This is a genomic window from Paenibacillus sp. ACRSA, assembly GCF_022346845.1.
Lineage (GTDB): Bacteria > Bacillota > Bacilli > Paenibacillales > Paenibacillaceae > Paenibacillus.
This window is the reverse complement of sequence record NZ_JAKRNP010000001.1, coordinates 983,343-1,003,655: the sequence shown is the minus strand read 5'-3', so window position 1 is coordinate 1,003,655 and position 20,313 is coordinate 983,343. Positions and strand designations below refer to the sequence as shown.

Here is a 20,313-nt window from a genome sequence, read left to right as displayed (position 1 = left end):
AGCGTCATGGTGCCTAATATAGCAATTAGGGAGTACTGAACATTACTCAACAGGTTACCAATGTGTTAGATGATTCATAGCTGTGTTTGAGGTATTCTGAATAACGGAGAGCCTTACTCATCCAAACCTTGTCTAAGGTCGTGGAGGTAAGGTTTTTCAGGATTCCTGTAGAAAAATTTCTATTGTCGCATGGGCCGCATAATGCCATACTGGATACAAAAATGGAAATGGAAGGTGGGTTCATGCACAAAGTCATTGTGGCAGATGATGAGCCGTATACACTGGAAGGCTGGAGAACAATGATTGACTGGCAGGCTTGTGGCTACGAATTATGTGGTACGGCGACGGACGGCGAAGAGGCGCTTTCCTTAATTGGTGCGATTGAACCTGATCTGGTGGTAACCGATATTCAAATGCCTGTACTGGACGGTCTCGGATTAATTCGAACGATGCGTGAGGAATTGAAAAATAACGCCAAGATCGTTATTGCCACAGGGTATTCCGAATTTGGTTATGCCAAGCAGGCGATCCAGTACCAAGTTGACGAGTATGTACTCAAACCGCTGGTCACCGAAGAGATTCATCGGATATTGCTGGAACTCATCCCACCATTAAACCAGCGTAGAGACGAGAAAAAGTACACTGGAACCGTTGATCCCGGGAGTGAAATGGCGACCCACAGATCCATAGGACTAGACACGCCAGAGCATTACGATCATGAAGGGATGCTTTCGTTGTCGAGACAACTGTTGGTGGCCATTGAGGCAGGCGACGTTGGTGAAATCCAAGCGGTAGTCGACAAGATACTATGCTTGATTGTGAGATCGGAAATGTCTCTCAGCCAGGCTCAAAGTGTCATCCGATATATGCACGGTGAGTTGCTACGTAAGTTCAGTGAAAAGAAAGACTGTATGCTGTTGCTTCAGGAGAGAGCATGGCATGAAGCGGAGAGCTGGACATCTGGAAAATTAAAAGGGCTATGCATTCAATTATCAGAACGTCTATCTCAGTCTTTACCCAAGAAGTCCACCATGAGAAGTCCGGTAGCCGAAGCGATCGAATATTTAAATGAGCACTATTGCACGAAAATTAAGCTACAGGATATTGCCCAGCAAATCCATGTGAATTCGGCCTATCTTGGTCAGCAGTTTAAGCTTGAAGTCGGCGTAAGCTTTAGCGAATATATTCATAGGCTTCGGATTGAGGAGGCACGTAAATTGCTCCGCCGAACGCATATGAAAATTTCGGATATTGCATCTAAGCTGGGCTATCATGATGCAGAATATTTTACAGATAAATTTAAAGCGCTTACAGGAGAACTGCCATCTGTCTACAAAAACAAAAGTCAAGGGTGATCATGTGCGAAGAAATAGATGGATGTTTCACAAGGTCAATGATATTCCTCTTCGATCGAAGCTACTGCTGATCTATATCTTCAGCATTCTTCTACCGGTCATAATCATTAATGTATTCTTCTATCAGCGAACCTCTTCAGATATCAAAGTACGGGAAGAAGAAAACTTACGCAAATCCATTGAACGGGCGGCAGGAGAACTGCTGGGCATGATTGATGAGAGTGTGGCCTTGAGCCGGATTATTGCAGCCGATGATACGTTATATCAGGCGCTCGATCAGACGTATGACTCACCCGTTGAGTATTACAATCAATATGATGGATTTCTACGTGATAAGTTGACTCGATATATGTCAGCCAACATTCTGGAGGTTCGCATCTTAACGGATAACGACACCATTCAAACGGGCAGTCATTACGCTGTCATTGGGCAGGGGGAGCGAACGATTCCGGGGTTGGAGAGCTTAAAGAAAACCCAAGGCGGAATTTTGGTTGTGGATTATGATGAAACCACGTTGTTTCATCCAGACAAACGCATTAGTGTGATTGGCAAAATGGATACATATACGTCGTATTCAACCTATGCCAAATATTCCAAAATTGATCTGCAGCTCAGTCGAGTGTACAGTATTTTGAATCGTGAAACGAATAGTCTGCAGCTTCGTCTGGTTGACGAGAATAATCGGGTTGTGGTGTCCAGCGATCAGTCCCAGCAGGCTGCAATCCAAAGTTCGTCTTCATCAACAGATGAGGGGAACTCCAGATATCGTTTAGAGCGAACATTAGGCAACCTTGATTATCTAAAGGGATGGAAATTAATTGGAATCGCGAATACGGCTCATCTGGATCAGTTACTGGCAGAAGCACGAAACTCGATCTTATGGCTTGCATTAATCAGCACGGTTATTCCTTCTGTGCTGATCTATATTATTCTTCGCTCTTATCATTATCGCATTCAGAAGCTGTCCAAACATATGAAGAGAGTGCGCAATGATCGTTTTGATGTGATTGAAATTCAAGAGGGTCGGGATGAGATCGGTGGATTGATCCGTACGTTCAATATGATGGTTGGCAAAATTCATTCGCTCATTAACGATGTCTACAAATTAGAAATTAGGCAAAAGGATCTGGAACTTGATCGGGTTAGAACGGAACTATCGATGCTTCAAAGTCAGATGAACCCTCATTTTTTGTTCAACACATTAAATGCACTGCTCGTTGTCAGCACGAAAAATGGATACACAGAAGTTACCGAAATTATAAAAAGCTTATCCTTGCTCATGCGGCAACTACTCAGTAGATCCGATAACCTTGTGCCTCTGCAGGAGGAGCTACAATTCACGTCCCTCTATTTGCAGATAGAGAAGTTTCGGTTTGGTGATCTGTTCAACTATACATTTGAGATCGATCCTGAAGCGGCTTCACTGCGGATTCCACGCATGAGCATTCAGCCCCTGGTTGAAAATGCATGCAAGCATGGGTTACAGGCTCGGAAGAATGGTCGACTGATTCGGGTAACGGCCAGACTGACGAAGTCTGGTTTGGATATCCGAGTGATCGACAATGGAGTGGGTATGGATGAGGGGAAACTGAATCAGCTTATGAGGGATGTGCGTTCTGATCGTGCGATGGATGGTCACGTGGGTATTCGTAACGTTTACCGACGGCTTGAGCTTTTTTATGAGGGAGCTGCTATATTCAACATTCGTAGTGGACTAGACGAAGGAACGGAAGCAGGCTTTCTTATTCCATTCTCGATTATGGACACGAAGGGATAGGAGGAATGAACATGTATAAGGTTCTTCTTGTGGATGATGAACCGTTTGCGATAGAGGGACTGCAACTGTTAATCGACTGGGAGAAACATGGATTTGAAGTTGGTGGGATATGTGCCAACGGGGAGGATGCTATTGATGCAATTTCCCGTGAGCAGCCTGACTTGGTCGTAACCGATATTCGAATGCCGGTCATGAATGGGCTGGAACTCATTGAAGAAGCCCGCCGGCTTGGTCATCGCTCAACATTGTTTGTCATTACGAGTGGGTATAGTGACTTCAATTATGCCAGACAGGCGATACGACTCGGGGTATCCCATTATTTGACCAAACCGGTGATCGAGTCCGAAGCGGATGAAGTGCTGCAACGGCTGAAAGAAGAATTGGTGCACCGGGAAACGCGCGAGTTAATGTTGGATCAGGCTTATAATCAGCGAACGAAGCAAGCTTTACTTACGTTAGTCACGAACCAAGATCAGGCAGAATTCAGTGATGAGATGGATTGGGTTGTGCATGAGTTGTCTACTAAAGCACATACGTGGGCCTACTTGTTAGTGATGATTCAAGGCGATAGCGCAAGTGCCAAACAGGCGATCCAGCAATTTATGGATGATGAGCATTGCGGGTACCTGCTGGATGCCGAATGGAGTCCTTATGGCATTGTCTGGTGTGGCTGTAGCGACGCTTCTACCCGTTCGGATCAAGACTTACGGCAATTTGCAGAGCGGCTCCTGAACGTTCTGGATCAGCAGGCGGCAGCAAGTCGGGTGCAAATAGCTGTAGGCTGTCCTGTCAGCCAAGTGCAAGAATTAACGATCTCTTACCGTGCTGCCGCAGAAGCAGGACGCTTTTTATTTTTTGATGATACACGACTTCTATACGCAGAGGATATGAATGAGCAGCACTTGCTGTTTGATCCAGATACGTTAATGGAAGCAGATCTCATTATGGAGTTAATCGAAAACGGTTCCGGAGCAGAATTATCGACCTCTGTCTGCCGAGCGTTTAATACATTTAAAGATCAAATGGCTGCACCAGAGCTGGTTCATATTTTTGCAACCCAGATTATGTTTCGCGGACTTTCCCTCTTCAAGGAACTGGGCGGAGAACCGAATACATTGATGCAAGATTCAGCTCTCCATCTCCATGAACGGCGTTATCAGAATATAGAGGAGACAGCTAAGATGTTAGAAGCGTTCTGCCTCAAATGCCAATCGGAGATCGGGACGCTGCGAGAACGACGTGTGGGTGGAACCCAGGCTATGGTAGCGGAATACGTCCACAATCATTACAAGGAAACCTTTACGATTAAAGAGCTCGCCGAGCGATTCTATATTCATCCGGTTCATCTGGGGCAATCCTTTATGCGTAAGTATGGCAAAGGGGTGCTGGATGTTGTGCATGATCTGCGAATGGAGGAAGCGAAGCAACAGCTTCGAGAGACCGACCAGGCATTGTATATGATTGCGGAACAAGTAGGTTATCGAAGCTATCAACACTTTCTGAAACAATTTGAGAAAAGGGAGGGTATGAAACCAGCAGAATATAGACTGCAATCTACGCTTTGAAAGTAATAATGATGACTTGTACATCATGAACATCTGAAATTAAGGGGGGAAGGACCTTAAATTTAACTATTATGGAAACGCATACATTTCATCATAATAAGACCTGTAAGGTAATCCAACTTCCAAGGAGGGGCAATACATGGGGGTCTTGAAGAGGAAAAGATTATGGGGATCCGTTTCACTCGTTCTGGCAATCAGCCTAGCGCTGGTAGGTTGCAGTGGTGAGGAAGCCAAAACAACAACGGTGGACGGCAAGGAAGTTTTGAACATCTCGGCTTTTATTGGTACGCCTAACCAGGCGCCGGCTCAGGATAATCGGATATACAAACAAATCGAAGAAGAGCTTGGCGTTAAGCTGAATATGGAATTCCTAGTGGGTGATCTTCAGCAAAAATTGGGGGTTATGATTGCAGGTGGAGATTTCCCCGATCTGATCACAGCAGATACGAAGCTGGTTGCGGCTGGAGCCGTTATTCCACTGGAAGAATTGATCGAGGAGCATGCACCTAACCTGAAGAAGCATTTCGGCAAAGATTGGGAGCGAATGAAGGATTCCAGTGACGGACATATTTATTGGTTACCGAACTATGGCGTATACACCGGCGAATTTATTAGTAACTATTATTCCGGTCCTGCCTTCTGGATTCAAAAGGCAGTTCTGAAAGAAGCCGGATATCCAACACCTAAGACGCTAGATGAATATATGAAGCTGATTCGTGATTATGCTGCGAAGCACCCAACAACGGAGGATGGTCAGCCGACGATCGGATTCACTACACTTGCATCCGACTGGAGAACGTTCCCGTTGCTTAACCCACCAGAGCATCTGACGGGTCATCCGAATGATGGTGGTGTTGTCGTAGATGACAATGGCGTGGCAAGTGTATTCGCAGATAAGGATATTTCCAAACGTTATTATAAAGAGCTGAACAGTCTTTATAATGATGGTTTGCTCGATAAGGAAGCCTTTGTACAGAACTATGACCAATACTTGGCCAAAATCTCTTCTGGGCGGGTTATCGGCATGTTCGACCAGCACTGGAACTTCCAACAGGGTGAAGACCCACTCGTAGCTCAGGGCAAAATCAGTCAAACGTATGTCGGCTTACCGCTTGTATACGATACAAGCATTAAGGATCACTATTTAGATCGTCCGGTCATTAACCTGAATAACGGATTTGGTATTAGTAAAGATGCTAAAGACCCGGTAGCGATCCTCAAGTTCCTTGATGCGCTCATGGATGAGAAATATCAGAAGCTGCTGTCTTGGGGTGAAGAAGGCGTGGATTACATGGTGAACGAAGAAGGTCGATTCTATCGTACACCAGAGCAGCGCACAGAGCAGGAAGACCCAGCTTGGAGACTGGCTAACAAAGCGGAAGGTTTCTACGGTGCAGCACCCAAGATGGAAGGAACCTTTGAAGATGGCAATGCGATCGGAGCAACGAATCAACCAGAGGAGTTCTATGACGGCTTGAAGCCAGAGGATAAAGAGTTGTTAGATGCTTACGGTTACAAAACATGGAGTGATTTCTTCTCTCCTGCACCTGAGAATCCAGTGTATTATCCAGCATGGCAGGTGGATCTGCAGGAAGGTTCAGATGCTTCGGTTGCGAACAAGCAAATGACGGATACTTCCCTTAAATTCTTGCCTAGAGCGATCATGTCCAAAGCAGATGAGTTCGATTCCGTCTGGAGCGAATATGAGGATGCATACAAGAAAATCGATGTGAAGGCTTATGAAGACCGAATTAATGAGCAATTGCAATGGCGGATTCAGAACTGGACCGTGGAAAAATAGAAAAAGTGAATTAGAGTCTTCCGGAAGGTGTGAATGGCATGCAGGAGCATGCATTACGCATTACGTACCTTCCGGGGTCTCTTGCTAATCGCTGTAGCCTAATAGGAGGAGTGAAGGATGGCGAACACGCCTAGGGCCATACAGAATCAATCAGCTTCAACCGTTGCTGCCAAGACATCTATGTTCAAGCGTTTACGTAGCCAGAAACAGCTCATGTTTATGTCTTTGCCGATCGTCGCGTACATTCTAGTATTTTCATATTATCCGATCTGGGGCTGGGTCATGGCTTTTCAGAATTACAGTCCAGCGAAGAGCTTCGCGCAGCAGGAGTGGGTCGGACTTAAGCACTTCAAGTTTCTGCTTACGGACGACGCGTTTCTGAACGTGCTTCGTAATACCATTGCAATGAGCTTGATTAATATGATTCTTGGATTTGTGACAGCTATTTTATTTGCGGTTCTACTCAATGAGATCAAAAACAAGCTCTATAAACGGACGATTCAAACGATCTCGTATTTGCCCCATTTTCTGTCCTGGATCATCGTTACGGGCATTGTAGCGAGTTCGTTATCCGTAGACGGCGGGATTGTCAATGTTGTGTTGATGAAGCTGGGATTTATTGACGAACCCATTATGTGGCTTAGTGTACCGGAATACTTCTGGGGCATCGTCGGCGCTTCCCATGTGTGGAAAGAGGTCGGCTGGAACGCCATTATTTATCTGGCAGCCATTACTTCCATTGACCCTTCGCTCTATGAGGCGGCTGAGATCGATGGAGCGAATCGCTATCATAAAATGCTGTATGTCACACTGCCTGGAATCAAGTCCATCGTCATTATCTTGTTAATCATGAACATGGGATGGATTCTGGAAGCAGGCTTCGAAGTACAGTACTTACTGGGGAATGGGGTCGTTGTGGACTGGTCCCAGACTATAGATATCTTCGTTCTGAAATACGGCTTGCAGATCGGTAACTATTCACTAGCAACCGCTGCAGGTATATTCAAAACCATTGTCAGTATCACACTGATCTTTGCAGCTAACTCGCTTTCCAAACGCTTCGGTGAGGACCGATTAATATGAGGAGGACATATCGATGGGAATAAACAAGTCTCGGCTTGAGCCGATTGTCTTCCATACGTTAAACGGCGCACTGATGATTTTTATCGCAGTCGTGACCCTGTATCCGTTTCTGAACACCCTTGCCATATCGTTCAATGCAGGTAATGACACGATCCGTGGAGGCATCTATCTATGGCCGCGGGAGTGGACAGCCCAGAACTATCGAGCCGTATTTGCTGGGGGAACCATCTTCCAAGCCTTCGGCATCTCGGTTGCGAGAACCGTGCTAGGCACGGTGCTCAGCTTATTTCTGACCTCTATGCTCGCTTACACTCTAAGCCGCAGAGATTATATCTTGCGTAAACCGATTACGATTATCGTTGTACTGACGATGTATTTCAGTGCGGGTCTGATTCCAACCTACTTCCTAATCAAGGATCTGCATTTGCTCAACAACTTCCTAGTGTATATCATTCCAGGGTTGATCAGTGCATTTAACATGATCGTGATTCGGACGTATATTCAGACACTGCCGGAAGGACTAATTGAATCCGCTAAGATTGATGGAGCCGGTGATTTCAGAACGTTTATCTCGATTATCTTGCCGTTATGTCAGCCTGTACTTGCTACGGTGGCGTTGTTCATCGCAGTGGGTCAATGGAACTCGTGGTTTGATACGTTCTTGTATGCATCATCCAAGCAGAATCTGAGCACGCTGCAATACGAATTAATGAAGCTGTTATCCTCGTCAATGAATTCGAATAGCAGTGCTGCTGTTGCTAACGGAGCAGATCTCGGCGCAGCTCGGAATATGGTTACACCTGTATCGATTCGTGCAGCCATTACAATCGTAGCAGCTTTGCCAATCCTGGTGGTGTATCCATTCTTGCAGAAGTATTTTGTTCATGGATTACAGCTTGGAGGCGTTAAGGAATAGTCGAGCGTCAACGTGAAAATACAGGCGATTTGAAGAAGCTGTAGCAAAAGAATAGTAGAATGCAACCGGTCATGGGATGACCGGTTTTTTTTGAGCTTATGTAGTTTCTATATTGATTAATGGACGAAGACAGCTCATGCAATTTGGAACAAAAGGATAGTGAGTATGCCTTATGTATGGATAATATGGTAAAATTTATATGAATGATTATCCTTTCACAGCTCAGGAGGAAACAATCTATGAGAAGAAGAATTTTGCCGATCGTGATGACCATATATGGGTCGATATTTTGCATCCCAAGGAGGTGTGTTGTCACTTGCTTCGACATCGTTTCGAACAATGGGCCAAGCGTCGAGCAGTTACGCTGAAATCCGAGCAGATTAGGACGGAACAGGTCCAAAAGGATAATGTAAATGAACGGTTCATACTTGATCCTTCCACAGGATTCAGGCATGAGTCGAGACTTGCTATGGGTCAAGTGACTGTCTGGGAATCGAGACAGATGGAGTATGAGGTTTTGAATATCGAGTCGGAAGAACTGATTTTGTGGAAGTATGTGGAGAAGAGTGACCATGATAATGAAGTTGACTTCGATGAGCTCTTGCAGGAATATTTCCAAGCATTGAAGTCGGGGTGCAAACCCTAAAAGTAGTGGGGAAAGTGACATAGTGAGCTTACTTTTCGAGCTTCCATTTACATCAACTCTGTAGTTGATTACACTTGAGGTATCGTAACTTGTTTACGCAAATTAATATCATCAGGAGGAATCCATCCATGCATCAAACTGAACATATTCAAGAAGCTAGAGATTACATATTAAGCAGAACCAGCTCCAAGCCAACTGTAGGTATGATACTGGGTTCAGGACTTGGCGCTCTCGCAGACGAAATTCAGAACGCAACGGTTATTCCGTATAGTGAAATCCCATACTTTGCTAAATCCGAGGCTGTGGGTCATGCCAACGAATTGGTCATTGGAGAACTGATGGGCAAAACTGTTGTTGCGATGAAAGGACGCCTTCATTATTATGAAGGATTTACACTGGAGGAAGTGACGTTCCCGGTACGCATGATGAAAGCATTAGGTGTAGAGCAATTGATTATCACCAATGCTTGTGGCGCGATCAATACAAGCTTTGAACCAGGTCAGCTTATGATCATTACAGATCATATTAACCTGGTGGGTAACAATCCACTGATGGGGCCAAACAATCCAGAACTGGGCACACGTTTCCCAGACTTGTCCCAGGTATACAATCCAGAGCTGCGCAGCATTGCACTTCGTGTCGCAGATGAGCAGAAGGTTAGCTTGCAGCAAGGAGTCTATGCTTGGTGGAGTGGACCGGCTTATGAGACACCAGCGGAGATTCGCATGATTCGTACGATGGGTGCAGATGCAGTAGGGATGTCGACTGTGCCTGAAGCTATTATTGCGGTTCATGGGGGTATGAAAGTGTTGGGTATTTCTTGTCTCACTAATATGGCCTGCGGCATTCTAGATCAGCCGCTTAATCACGAAGAAGTCATTGAAGTTGCTGCCAAAGTAAAAACAACGTTCACGGGGCTTGTCAAAGGTATTCTGCAAGAGATGTAATCGGAAGAGCAGCATCTCTCCTAATATTGTAAGTTGGTGATCATAGCAGCATTGTCCAAGATAGAGCTGAATCTGTCTGGGCAATGCTTTTATGTGTATATTTTTATGAAAGTTTACATAAAGGATGAGTCCAATTGCGTAGCAAAAGATGGGCGGAAGTTCTCTCGTGTTTTCGTTTTTCTTATTGTACAGTTGTAGGATATGGGAAGGTGAAGATTCATGAAAGTGAGGTATCTTAAGTGCAGAACATTAGAAGAACGAAACAGATTGAAGGCACAACAACACCTGGCATCATACATAATGGCGGACATCATTTTCTCATACCTGTGCAGATTTATGAAGACGGCATGATCAATTGCTGGGAACTATGCGATCTGAAAGAGCTGAAGCAGAAAATCGAGGAGTATTGGTTAGGCCCTGATGTACCTGCTGGAGAGACGATCTCCATTCATGGATTGGGTGCTTACCGAGTGGAGCAAGCGGACTGGACACATAACAATAGCAGTTACTATGAACATATCGAGCGTAAGATCAGAGCGTTCAATCCTGAATTTCGTAATATATTCGAAGTCACGCCACGTCTCCAACAACAGAGGGAAAATAGAAGAGTATCATATTCGCCTCAAGCGGTTGATTTTGCAGTATTGCAGGAACTGTTCTATGAGACGATTCAGGGCGATGGCTTCTCTATCTTCATGAAATACGAAGGACAGCATTACCTGGTTCATCTGGTGGTGTATGAGAATGGTAAGGTGGCGATCTATCAGTTGCCCGAGTATGTCGAGATGGCTATAGACGAATTGGCAGCGTGGTTTCAGGATGGAACCTTCTTTACAACGATTGATCGCCCGGTAGCTATACGAATACTGGATCTGGGCGAAGTGACGTTCTCAGAAGAGCAATATGCCGAGAATGTTGAGGATAAATACCAGGATCTACTGGATATGTATAAGAAACTGACGGGAGAACAAACAACGTTTGAAGCGTGTCGACATGCGTACCACATGTATCTGGAAGATCCGAGTGAATTCAACCGAGCTGTGCTGAAGGAAAAATATGAACGGGTACCCGAGCATCAACGGATGTACTTGGGCGATATGGATAGCCGGGATATGGATTATCAGCGAATTATATATACGCCAGAGGAGAAACGAGAAGTGTAGGCTTTGCATCTCCAGCAGAGGTGACCCATTCATAAGGAGGATGAGGTGTGGAATGAGTAGGCAGGCTGAACAATTGTGGCAACGTATCATTGCCAAAGGGACAAGCGTTGATCCGAGCTTTGAAGTGGCACTTCATCTCCAGCCGGGAGCGACAGAGGCAGATTTTCGTTCTGTAGAGAACGAGTTGGGTGTGATATTGCCAGAAGAGATGAAGGCATTATATCGTATCCATGATGGACAGATATGGGACATCGACGGAACTGCTTTTGTCAGGAACCTAACGCTAACCCCTCTTGCGCAAGTGAAGGATAATTGGACTTTCCTTCAGGAGGAATTCGAACCCGATGAGTTGGAAGCAGACATTGATGATGCGATTAAACCACTGCTTTGGAACGCCAAATGGATTCCTATTGCCGAGAATGGTGGGGGAGATTATCTATGTCTGGACACGGATCCTGCATCTTCGGGAAATGTGGGACAAGTCCTGTATTTCTGGCATGATTGGGGTAAACGTGCGGTTGAGGCTCCGGGATTATTTTCGTTTTTGGAACTATGTATAGAGGAAGAGGACGACTATTAGAACTCTCGGCTTGCAACACTTTGAAACACCAAAACACCAAAACACCAAAACACCAAAACACCAAAACACCAAAACACTTAAAGCGTCGTCCTTGGAAGGAAACGTTTAAGTGTTTTTATGTGTTTATCGCCTTGTTATATGAATTTCATTCAAAGATTTATGCTGTAGAGTAGAGAGATCACCGTTCAAATGTTTCAGGTTTGGGAGAAATATAGCAGCTATAGAGCAGAAGAAAGGCAAAAGTCCGAGAGATACAAATAAGAAGGGTAAACCATACATTTCGGCAACGGCCGCACCTGCAAAAGCTCCCACGGGTTGAAGTCCACCACCAATTAAGAAACGAATAGAATTGACCCGACCTTGCATGGAACTAGGTACAAGTGTCCCGTGTAACGAAGAGCTGAGAGAACCAAAGAAGGGACCGGCTACTCCTGCGGCACATACGGCAATAAGTGCAAATGGATAACTCGGAAATAATCCTAATAAGGCATTACAAAGCCCAATGACTGCTAGGCTACACAGCATGACGGTTCGTCTTTTCTTAATCTCACCGATCCATGAGATAACGGCTAGCCCTAGAAGTGTGCCAAATGCCGAAGCGGTAGTTAGGGTTCCCATAGCGGCAGCATCTCGGTGTAGTACTTCACGGACAAAAGGAATCATCATCGTCCAGATGGCAACCGACGACATGTTGCTGACAGAAACCATCAGCATGATCGAGAGCATCGCTGGGAATCTCCGATAGAATGAGAAGCCTTCTCCAATATCTCGAAGATAAGCTTGAAGGGAGAAGGTGACTCGCGACGCTGCTGGTTTCTGCATAGTGGGCAGATAGAGCAGGGCAGTAATCGCGGCTAGGTAACATATCGCGTTGATACCAAGGGTAGGCAATGCACCAGCGGCAGCCGTTAGCGCTCCGGCGATGGCTGGCCCCAGCAAAGCAGCGGCGTTCCGACAACCATCAATGACTGCAAATGCCCGTAACAGTTTATGTTCACCAGCGACACCGGGTACAACAGCCATGGCTGTGGGCATAAATAGGGCGGAACAGGCTCCGCTGAGCGCTGCGGCAACGAACAGATGCCAGAGTTGCAATTGTCCTGTGATCCCCATACTCAGTGGTAACAATAGAGCCAGTAACCTTACTGACGCTAGTCCCGCCATAAACTTTCCACGATGCAGACGGTCGGATAAGGGCGATCCAAGCAACCTGAAGGTTACCTCGGGAATACTGAAGCTGAGTGCCATAGCTCCCATAGCTAGCTTCGAGGCAGTTAACTCATAGACCAGCCATTCCATAGCCAGCAGACCAAACACATCACCGAGAGAACTGAGTGTAACTGTAGCTAATAAACCATAATAACTTCGCTTAAGCATATAGGTTCCTCCGCAGGGTAGAATCAAGCCATTTGTACAGAGGAAGTTGCTTGAATTCAGCTTCCAATATAAGCTCCAATCTGCTGTGGGAGGTTGTTCAGAGCTTCCAAGCGCAGGCTATATTCCGTGTTCTTGTGGTCATAATGTACGATAATTAGTCCGGCTGCTCGCAAGGCAATAAGATGGTAATGTATCGTGCTCTTCGATAGTCCTACCTCGCGTACAATCTCAGTAAACGTCAATTGCTTACCCGCCAGTAATCGTAAAATGAACAATCTAGTTTCATCCGATAGTGCACGGGTTAAACGCAGTAATCCAGGATTCGGTCTTCCCGGTTCGGTGGGAAGAATGTCACACGAATAACTGGTGAAGATGATCTCGTCAAAGATCGCTGAGGTGACAAATGGGCGCGCATGGAATTGAGGGATAAGAATTACCTTGTTCAGCACACCGTTAGGATAGATTCGCATACCCTGTGTAGCTTGTTCATAGACCTCTTGGTCATTACCTCCCTGTAAACGGGCACGCCTAGTCTTCGCCTCGTGCGAGAGACCTTCGATAATAGCTGGATCGATGTTCTTAAAGTAGTGTTCATTCCATTCACGTATGGCTTCAGATGTCCGGCTGCGAAGATCGGGCAGATTAGAGGGTACAGACAATTTCAAGCCAGCAGCGATATCATACAACTGTCCCGAAGACAAACCTTCAAGCCAATCCAAAAAGCCTTGAACCGAGCGATCCCCAGGGCAATGCCATATGTATGGTGCAAGACTGAAGTTGTCTGTAGCTTTCATCGTATCTCTCATGTTTTGCAGCTTGGCTGGTGCAAATTGATCCTGTACATCGCGAATCCACAGTTTTCCAGCATCGAGAGCTGAATGATTTTGTTTACCCATAAAAGCGGACAGACTGCTTACACATTCATAAATGGGTGCAAAATCAACCTCTACTTGATAGTTCATAGTTGTATACTTCCTTTCCTTTCAGTATGTAATCTATCTTTCTTTTTTTTGTTTTTCTATATTTATAGAACTAATAATTTGTTTTATTATATACGAACATTTATATTTGTTACAACACAAATTTTCCAACTGCTCTCTCCCACATTTTCCTACGTAAATGAAGAGTAGCATACTTACGAGAAGCAGTTTCGTAATGGGAATACTTGTAGTCATCCAATGACTCTGTTGCCCTAGTAAGCAAAAAATGAATGTAACTTTGTTTTTAACGATGTATAGTGAGGGTCTAGAGAGAGGGGTGTTGAGGTGGTTCCAGTTACGATGCGACAATCACATCAGGAAGACCAGGAACAGCTTGCAGAATTAAGAGCCTTAGTGCTGTACGATGATCTAACGCGATTAGGGAGATATGATGAGGTGAGGGTACGTGAACGTTTCCGTACAACATTCGATCCCGCCTATACGTGGATTATTGAAGCTGAAGGCTCTATGGTGGGATGCATTGCATTTAAGCCCAGAGCAGAGGCATATCTGTTAGAACACTTTTATATTCATCCAGATCATCAGGGCAAACGAATTGGAACACAGGTGCTGAACATGTTACTGGATCGGGAAGAGATTCGGGGCAAGCGAGTTACCTTAAATGTGTTGCAAGGAAGTCCGGCGCGGCGATTGTATGAGCGTCTAGGGTTTGTTCTGGATACGGAAGATGAGGTTGACGTGTTTATGTCCAAGCTAGTTCCAGAGTAGCTTGGTCACTCAAAGCACAATTCAGTGTTGAATTTCCATAGTTCAACAGATTAGATCCATTCATTTAATTGTTGAATGGGTCTATTGAACTTTTCTATTATACATTCACGATGAGATATTCTAATATACTCTATAACCTACTTTTTATATAGGAATTATTGAATATGAGGAATGTCGATGGTTCATTGGAAACGGAATCTGTATATTCTGTGGCTGGGTTTGTTCTTCAATCATATGGCATACACCTTGTCTGTCCCGTTCTTTCCACTGTTTCTGCAAAATGATCTTGGCATCCAGCAGGGGGTGGAAGTCTGGGCTGGCATCGCCATCTCCATTAGCTTTCTGATCAGTGGACTCTGTGCCCCGTTCTGGGGATCACTAGCGGACAGATACGGCAGCAAGCTAATGCTGATTCGCTCAGGAGTCGGTCTCGCGATTGCACATTTAGCGAACTATTGGGTATACGATCCCTTTACCTTTATAGCTGTTCGGGTCTTTCAGGGATTAATGGCTGGTTTCAGTCCGGCTTCCCTAACGCTGGTTGGTACCAACACCCCAGAGAAACATGTGGGTTATGCACTAGGAGTCATCTCAACAGCTACAGCCGCTGGGAGTATTCTTGGTCCGCTGGCGGGTGGAGTTCTTAGTCAATGGGTAGGTCTGCGTGGATGCTTCATCGCCTCAGGTATCATCACACTGCTATCTGCTCTCATGGTGCTGGGTGTTAAGGAATCACGTGAGCCTCGCAACATCACTCGTTCCAGCATTCTAGATGATGTAAAGCAAGCAGCGAGCATACCAGGTCTAATGCGGATCTATGGTTTGATTTTGCTCGTCTCCACTTCAGTGTTAATTATTGAACCCGTGCTGACGCTGTACGTTGTGCAGATTGGTGGGGATGTCAGCCGTGCGACACTTAGTGCTGGGATTGTCTTCTCCGCGATTGGTATAGCAACGGTTATTATGGGGCCTCGCTGGGGACGCATCGGTGGAAGGATAGGATATGAGAAAACGCTGTTTATCGGTCTGCTGGGCGGGGGAATCGGTAGTCTATTGCAGTTGACCGCGACGAATCTTATTTATTTCGGTAGTCTGCGGTTTGTGTATGGGCTCTTCTTCGCAGCCGTGTACCCAGCTCTTAATGCACTCATTATTCAATATGCAGCTAAGGAATTTCGAGGTAGAGCCGTTAGCTTAAGTCAGAGTGCAAGCCAGTTCGGTATTGTGCTAGGACCACTTCTCGGTGGCTTTCTGGGAGGGTGGACAGGTATTCCTTTTATATTCCTACTCACTGGAATTATACTGCTAACTGCGGCTTGGGTGGTTAGGGCGAAGGAGTTCAATCAAGGCACTACCCGGCAGGTTATGACAAGTGATCGTGAGACAACGCTTAACAAATTATAGGGAGGGCTTCGATATAGCACAAAGACAGTTGAGATTGGGAGCGAATCTGAACGGAGTTGGGAATAGCATTTCATTCTGGAGACATCCGGATATTCCGATTAAAGCGAGTGTAAGCCTAGATTTTTATAAAAAACAAGCGCTCAAAGCAGAGGAAGGCAAGTTCGATCTGCTCTTTATTGCAGACGGTCTCTTTATTAATGAGAAATCCAATCCTCATTTTCTGAATCGATTTGAGCTGATAACGCTCTTATCTGCGCTGGCGGGAGCAACCTCTCACATTGGTCTTGTAGCCACCTTATCGACATCATACAGTGAGCCGTTCACGGTGTGCTAGGCAGTTTGCTTCACTGGATCATGTTAGTCAAGGGCGTGCAGGCTGGAATGTGGTGACTTCACCGCTGGAAGGATCAGCCAAACTTAGGTCTTCATTTTCCGCATAATCGATATTCACTTGAGACGGCACAATAGGTTCGAGCTTCTGTTAAGCGACACATGAAAAAAGTCGCTGGGCTTGTTCCTTTAAGCTAGCTAGGTGAAACAAAAATCTTAAACAAAGAAAAACCGCTCCAAGGCTGGGAACGGTGAGATGATGAACATGAAAGCTCGATGTTGAATGTTGTAGGCTTGAAATGGGGCGTATGTCTGTGAAATGTGTTCTTATTGGTGGGTCATGTTTCTCCGATACTGGTATGGCGTGACGCCGTACTCCTGTTTGAACAACTGAATGAAATACTGAATTTTACGGTAACCGATCATTTGCGCGATATCGGCTATCCGGAGTTCGGAATCCTGGAGCAACTGGGAAGCTTTCTCCAACCGTTTCCTCGAAATGTAGTTGGACACGTTTTCTCCGGTCTCTTGTTTGAACAGCTTGGAAAAGTAGACAGGATGAAGATGCGCGACTTTTCCTAGTTCATCGAGACTAAGACCATGGGAAAGGTGGTCTTCAATGTATTTTCGTACTTTATCAACGATGGTTTGAATGGACATTTGTTTGTTGATACGGATTCTGCTGAACATGTCGATGAGAACGAGCCCGAACTTGTCGGGGGCTTGAAGCCGATTGAACATCCAATCGGCTATTTTCGTTGTATCCTGATTTTTGTCCTTGAGATAGATATACGTGATGATCTCCATTAGATAAATTTGTTTTTGTTTTCTGTTAGCGATTCGCTCATACGTATGTATGATATTGCCTATCGTTTCCGAATCACTTTCCACTGAAGAGAGGGCAGTTAACTCAACGAAATCGCCAAAGCTTACGTTCTCATTCAGGAAGAAACGGTAAAAGTGTTCCCGTGTTTCATTCCGGTTGGTAAATGCGAACGTTGAGGACAAGGCCGCTTGATTCCACTCGGCAGCGAATCTCCGTGCTGTTTCTTCGGGTATACAGGCGACCAGATGTGATCCTGAAGTCCAAACGAATGAAGTAGATGGCTCTGCAACAGTATGTTGTACACGTTCTACATCTGCTTCTGTGTAATGCTCAAGCTTGAAGAAGCAATAACGATGGTCTCCTAAACATGCTGCGTATACATCATACTCTTCCTTTAAGGTTTCGTTCTGAGTAAGTCGCGAGAGCAGATAGCCCATACCATTAAAATGCTCCCAATTGACGGAGTGAACAGGACGTGAATTCTGGATCTTTTGAATAGCTTTGGACATCGCATGCTCTACGTCGTCTTTATCAACAGGTTTAAGTAAATAGTCCAGAGCCCCGAGACGGATTCCTTGCTGTGCATAATCGAACTCGGAATATCCGGAGAGGATGATGACTTTGGTTGGTAAGTTGTTTTGATGAATATGGTGCAGCAGATCTATTCCCGAAACCTCAGGCATGCGAATGTCTGTAATCAAGATGTCGATCAGGCTTCCGTTCAACATTTCTCTCGCTTCAATGGAATTGGTCGTTGTCTCAATCTGATGAATACCGAAGGAACGCCAATCAACCAAATGCTTCATATACTCCACGACATAATGTCCATCATCAACAATTAACAGCTTCATATGCTCTCTCCTTTCTCTGTCGGAACGTGAATCATTAGCAGGACAGACAGCCCGCCCCAGTCATTGGTTGAAAATGCTAACCCACTACGATCGCCATACGTATTTTTTAGACGCCGATTAACATTCCAGAGCCCCACACCTCGGGTTCCCTCAGGCGGGGTGTCGCTATCAAGCTGAGTCTCCAGCTTTTTGATTTCATCCGGTGTAAGACCTTTTCCATCATCGGATACCCGGATGAGAATGACTTCCTCTGCTTGCTTTACATCGATGTTCACCCGGTTGGCTCCCTGTTGCCCTTCAATACCATGCTGAATAGCGTTCTCCACGACAGGCTGGATGATCAGTGGCATGAGTGGAAGAGAGGTGAGTTCTGGCGGAAGATCGATAGCATACTCTATTTTTTTACTCAAGGTCATGATGATTAAGAAGTGTTCTGCAAACTGAAATTCCTCTTGTAACGTGACTTCATGTTTATCCAGTCTGGTCAAGTAACGATAATATTCAGCCAGATGTTTACTCATTCGCATGACAGCATCAGGAGAGAATTTGGCTACGGACATAATGAAGAATAAGCTGTTGTATAGAAAATGAGGATTAATCTGGGCTTGAAGTTGCTTCAGCTCTGCACTCCTTCGGAGTTCCGTCTCTGTCTTCAAGGATACAAACAGATCCTGAATCTCGGCTACCATGTGATTAAAGCTTCGGAAGAGGACGTAAAATTCGTTATCCGTATTTTCCGTAATTCGTGTACTATGATTGCCCTGCTCAACCTGTAAGAACTTTCTCTCCATTAAGCGAATATTACGATCGTAATTTCGGTAGAACGTAAAGATGACAATCAGCCCTAGTGTCAGAACGGCTATAATACTGATAAGAAATACCTTTCGGTTATGATCAAGCGGTTTAAGGAAATCATTTGTACGTGTATAGGTGATCAGATAGGTGTCGAGTGCTTCAATATAATGGGAGAGAACATAGTAGTTTTCGGAATTCGTATGATAATCATATTTAAGTGTAGCTCCCTCTTGCGGTAACAGAAGTTCTGAAATCGCTTTCAATAGATCGTTATCTACTTCATTCTCGTCCCATAATCGGTGATCGTCAAACCATAGAAAAGCGTTCGAGCTATCATTGTTAACAGCCTTCTGAAGTAGGCTCTTCAGGTAATCATTGTTCAGCTTAACACCAACGACATATTGAACTGGCTTCAATTGCTCGGATTTTTGGATATACGGGTAGGCTGCAAAATAATACAAGCTATCATCGATAATACGCCAGCCAGGTCGCTGAATTTCGTTAAATGGAAGTCGCGCCTCCAGCGTATTGCTGGTAGACAGAAATGTTCCTTCATTTTTCCAATAAATTCCGATGGATTCAATCGAGCGGCTAGACAGAAGGGTTTGGCGTAAGCGATCAACAATATCATTTTTTTTCATCTGAGAGTCGTAGTTACTCAGCTCCAGCACTTGCCTTTGATAAAACCTGACATCACTGTCAGCCGCAAACTGAACCCCATACATATTAGCCTCATACATAATTCCGTCAAGGATGCCCTTAACATAATCAAGTTGGTTCTTGGAGGCTCCAATCATATTTTCTTCCAATGTCTTCGAGCTCAATCGATTCATCACGAAGAATAAACTCAGTGTTAATAACAGAAAAAATACAAAGAAATAGATAAAACGTTTCATGTACATTTTTCTAATCATGTGTGTTCCTTTCCTATACGCAGAACTTGAAGTACGACCAATTGCAATTCCATTTCATCATAAGCCAATCTGGATCAAAGCGGAAGAGTGACCGTGCTTTAAAATGAAAGCGGTTTAAAATTGATTCAGATTGAGGTTATGATCTTCACATTTTGGCATTTTGGCATGAAAGCGCTTTTGTTAAGCTTACATTACGAGGACGCGTCCCCAGAGCCATCACAGAGGAGGTATGCACCATTAATGAGATTAGTTCCGTAAAAACAGGCTCAAATAT

General features: G+C 45.0%; 16 protein-coding genes and 1 pseudogene. 13 read left to right on the top strand and 4 right to left on the bottom strand.

The window, feature by feature from the left end; translation table 11 throughout:
- Positions 1-242 precede the first annotated feature (242 nt).
- From MH215_RS04615 to MH215_RS04570, 10 genes are all read left to right on the top strand, one after another.
- Entirely contained in the window at positions 243-1,355 is a 1,113-nt protein-coding gene (locus tag MH215_RS04615) for a response regulator transcription factor (protein ID WP_239288537.1), read from the top strand.
- A 4-nt stretch (positions 1,356-1,359) separates the two neighbouring features.
- On the top strand, positions 1,360-3,132 hold the full coding sequence (locus MH215_RS04610; RefSeq protein ID WP_239288535.1) for a sensor histidine kinase: 1,773 nt from the start codon (positions 1,360-1,362) through the stop codon (positions 3,130-3,132).
- Between the two features lie 11 nt (positions 3,133-3,143).
- Positions 3,144-4,697 (top strand): response regulator, encoded by a 1,554-nt coding sequence (locus MH215_RS04605; protein WP_239288533.1) that lies wholly within the window; start codon positions 3,144-3,146, stop codon positions 4,695-4,697.
- Between the two features lie 139 nt (positions 4,698-4,836).
- Positions 4,837-6,498, top strand: a complete 1,662-nt coding sequence (locus MH215_RS04600) for an ABC transporter substrate-binding protein (RefSeq protein ID WP_239288531.1) — start codon at positions 4,837-4,839, stop codon at positions 6,496-6,498.
- A 180-nt stretch (positions 6,499-6,678) separates the two neighbouring features.
- Positions 6,679-7,581 carry an ABC transporter permease gene (locus MH215_RS04595; RefSeq protein ID WP_260985345.1) on the top strand — a complete coding sequence of 301 codons (903 nt, stop codon included), beginning with the start codon at positions 6,679-6,681 and terminating at the stop codon, positions 7,579-7,581.
- Positions 7,582-7,594: 13 nt separating this feature from the next.
- Positions 7,595-8,497, top strand: a complete 903-nt coding sequence (locus MH215_RS04590; protein WP_239288526.1) for a carbohydrate ABC transporter permease — start codon at positions 7,595-7,597, stop codon at positions 8,495-8,497.
- Positions 8,498-8,813: 316 nt separating this feature from the next.
- Positions 8,814-9,143 carry an immunity protein TriTu family protein gene (locus MH215_RS04585; RefSeq protein ID WP_239288525.1) on the top strand — a complete coding sequence of 110 codons (330 nt, stop codon included), beginning with the start codon at positions 8,814-8,816 and terminating at the stop codon, positions 9,141-9,143.
- 128 nt (positions 9,144-9,271) lie between these two features.
- A complete protein-coding gene (locus tag MH215_RS04580; RefSeq protein WP_145408224.1) occupies positions 9,272-10,090 on the top strand; it encodes a purine-nucleoside phosphorylase in 819 nt (272 codons plus the stop codon).
- Between the two features lie 239 nt (positions 10,091-10,329).
- Positions 10,330-11,253 (top strand): DUF7638 domain-containing protein, encoded by a 924-nt coding sequence (locus MH215_RS04575; RefSeq protein ID WP_239288524.1) that lies wholly within the window; start codon positions 10,330-10,332, stop codon positions 11,251-11,253.
- A 52-nt stretch (positions 11,254-11,305) separates the two neighbouring features.
- Entirely contained in the window at positions 11,306-11,833 is a 528-nt protein-coding gene (locus tag MH215_RS04570) for an SMI1/KNR4 family protein (protein WP_239288523.1), read from the top strand.
- Positions 11,834-11,956: 123 nt separating this feature from the next.
- On the opposite strand, the gene MH215_RS04565 is transcribed toward MH215_RS04570, so the two are convergent.
- A complete protein-coding gene (locus MH215_RS04565; protein ID WP_239288521.1) occupies positions 11,957-13,210 on the bottom strand; it encodes an MFS transporter in 1,254 nt (417 codons plus the stop codon).
- 56 nt (positions 13,211-13,266) lie between these two features.
- Positions 13,267-14,172, bottom strand: a complete 906-nt coding sequence (locus MH215_RS04560) for an ArsR/SmtB family transcription factor (RefSeq protein WP_239288519.1) — start codon at positions 14,170-14,172, stop codon at positions 13,267-13,269.
- Between the two features lie 318 nt (positions 14,173-14,490).
- Between MH215_RS04560 and MH215_RS04555 the strand changes: the two genes are divergently transcribed.
- From MH215_RS04555 to MH215_RS04545, 3 genes and pseudogenes are all read left to right on the top strand, one after another.
- On the top strand, positions 14,491-14,919 hold the full coding sequence (locus MH215_RS04555; RefSeq protein ID WP_239288517.1) for a GNAT family N-acetyltransferase: 429 nt from the start codon (positions 14,491-14,493) through the stop codon (positions 14,917-14,919).
- A 177-nt stretch (positions 14,920-15,096) separates the two neighbouring features.
- The gene (locus MH215_RS04550) at positions 15,097-16,323 is read left to right on the top strand and encodes an MFS transporter (protein ID WP_239288515.1); all 1,227 of its coding nucleotides are present in this window, start codon (positions 15,097-15,099) and stop codon (positions 16,321-16,323) included.
- A gap of 13 nt (positions 16,324-16,336) precedes the next feature.
- A pseudogene (locus MH215_RS04545) lies at positions 16,337-16,736 on the top strand (LLM class flavin-dependent oxidoreductase); the annotation flags it as partial.
- A 244-nt stretch (positions 16,737-16,980) separates the two neighbouring features.
- On the opposite strand, the gene MH215_RS04540 reads toward MH215_RS04545, so the two are convergent.
- Both MH215_RS04540 and MH215_RS04535 read right to left on the bottom strand, forming a co-directional pair.
- Complete coding sequence (locus MH215_RS04540; protein ID WP_239288513.1) at positions 16,981-18,330, bottom strand: response regulator; 1,350 nt, start codon at positions 18,328-18,330, stop codon at positions 16,981-16,983.
- Positions 18,327-20,039: a sensor histidine kinase gene (locus MH215_RS04535; protein WP_239288511.1), complete on the bottom strand. Its 1,713-nt coding sequence runs from the start codon at positions 20,037-20,039 to the stop codon at positions 18,327-18,329. Before MH215_RS04535 ends, MH215_RS04540 begins: the two co-directional genes overlap by 4 nt.
- Positions 20,040-20,313: the final 274 nt, after the last annotated feature.

Bases quoted from the DNA above. Each gene is read 5' to 3' on its own strand.
- MH215_RS04615 (WP_239288537.1), top strand. From the start codon at position 243: ATGCACAAAGTCATTGTGGCAGATGATGAGCCGTATACACTGGAAGGC.
- MH215_RS04605 (WP_239288533.1), top strand. From the start codon at position 3,144: ATGTATAAGGTTCTTCTTGTGGATGATGAACCGTTTGCGATAGAGGGA.
- MH215_RS04600 (WP_239288531.1), top strand. From the start codon at position 4,837: ATGGGGGTCTTGAAGAGGAAAAGATTATGGGGATCCGTTTCACTCGTT.
- MH215_RS04595 (WP_260985345.1), top strand. From the start codon at position 6,679: ATGTTCAAGCGTTTACGTAGCCAGAAACAGCTCATGTTTATGTCTTTG.
- MH215_RS04590 (WP_239288526.1), top strand. From the start codon at position 7,595: ATGGGAATAAACAAGTCTCGGCTTGAGCCGATTGTCTTCCATACGTTA.
- MH215_RS04580 (WP_145408224.1), top strand. From the start codon at position 9,272: ATGCATCAAACTGAACATATTCAAGAAGCTAGAGATTACATATTAAGC.
- MH215_RS04570 (WP_239288523.1), top strand. From the start codon at position 11,306: ATGAGTAGGCAGGCTGAACAATTGTGGCAACGTATCATTGCCAAAGGG.
- MH215_RS04565 (WP_239288521.1), bottom strand. From the start codon at position 13,210: ATGCTTAAGCGAAGTTATTATGGTTTATTAGCTACAGTTACACTCAGT.
- MH215_RS04560 (WP_239288519.1), bottom strand. From the start codon at position 14,172: ATGAACTATCAAGTAGAGGTTGATTTTGCACCCATTTATGAATGTGTA.
- MH215_RS04555 (WP_239288517.1), top strand. From the start codon at position 14,491: ATGCGACAATCACATCAGGAAGACCAGGAACAGCTTGCAGAATTAAGA.
- MH215_RS04550 (WP_239288515.1), top strand. From the start codon at position 15,097: ATGGTTCATTGGAAACGGAATCTGTATATTCTGTGGCTGGGTTTGTTC.
- MH215_RS04540 (WP_239288513.1), bottom strand. From the start codon at position 18,330: ATGAAGCTGTTAATTGTTGATGATGGACATTATGTCGTGGAGTATATG.
- MH215_RS04535 (WP_239288511.1), bottom strand. From the start codon at position 20,039: ATGATTAGAAAAATGTACATGAAACGTTTTATCTATTTCTTTGTATTT.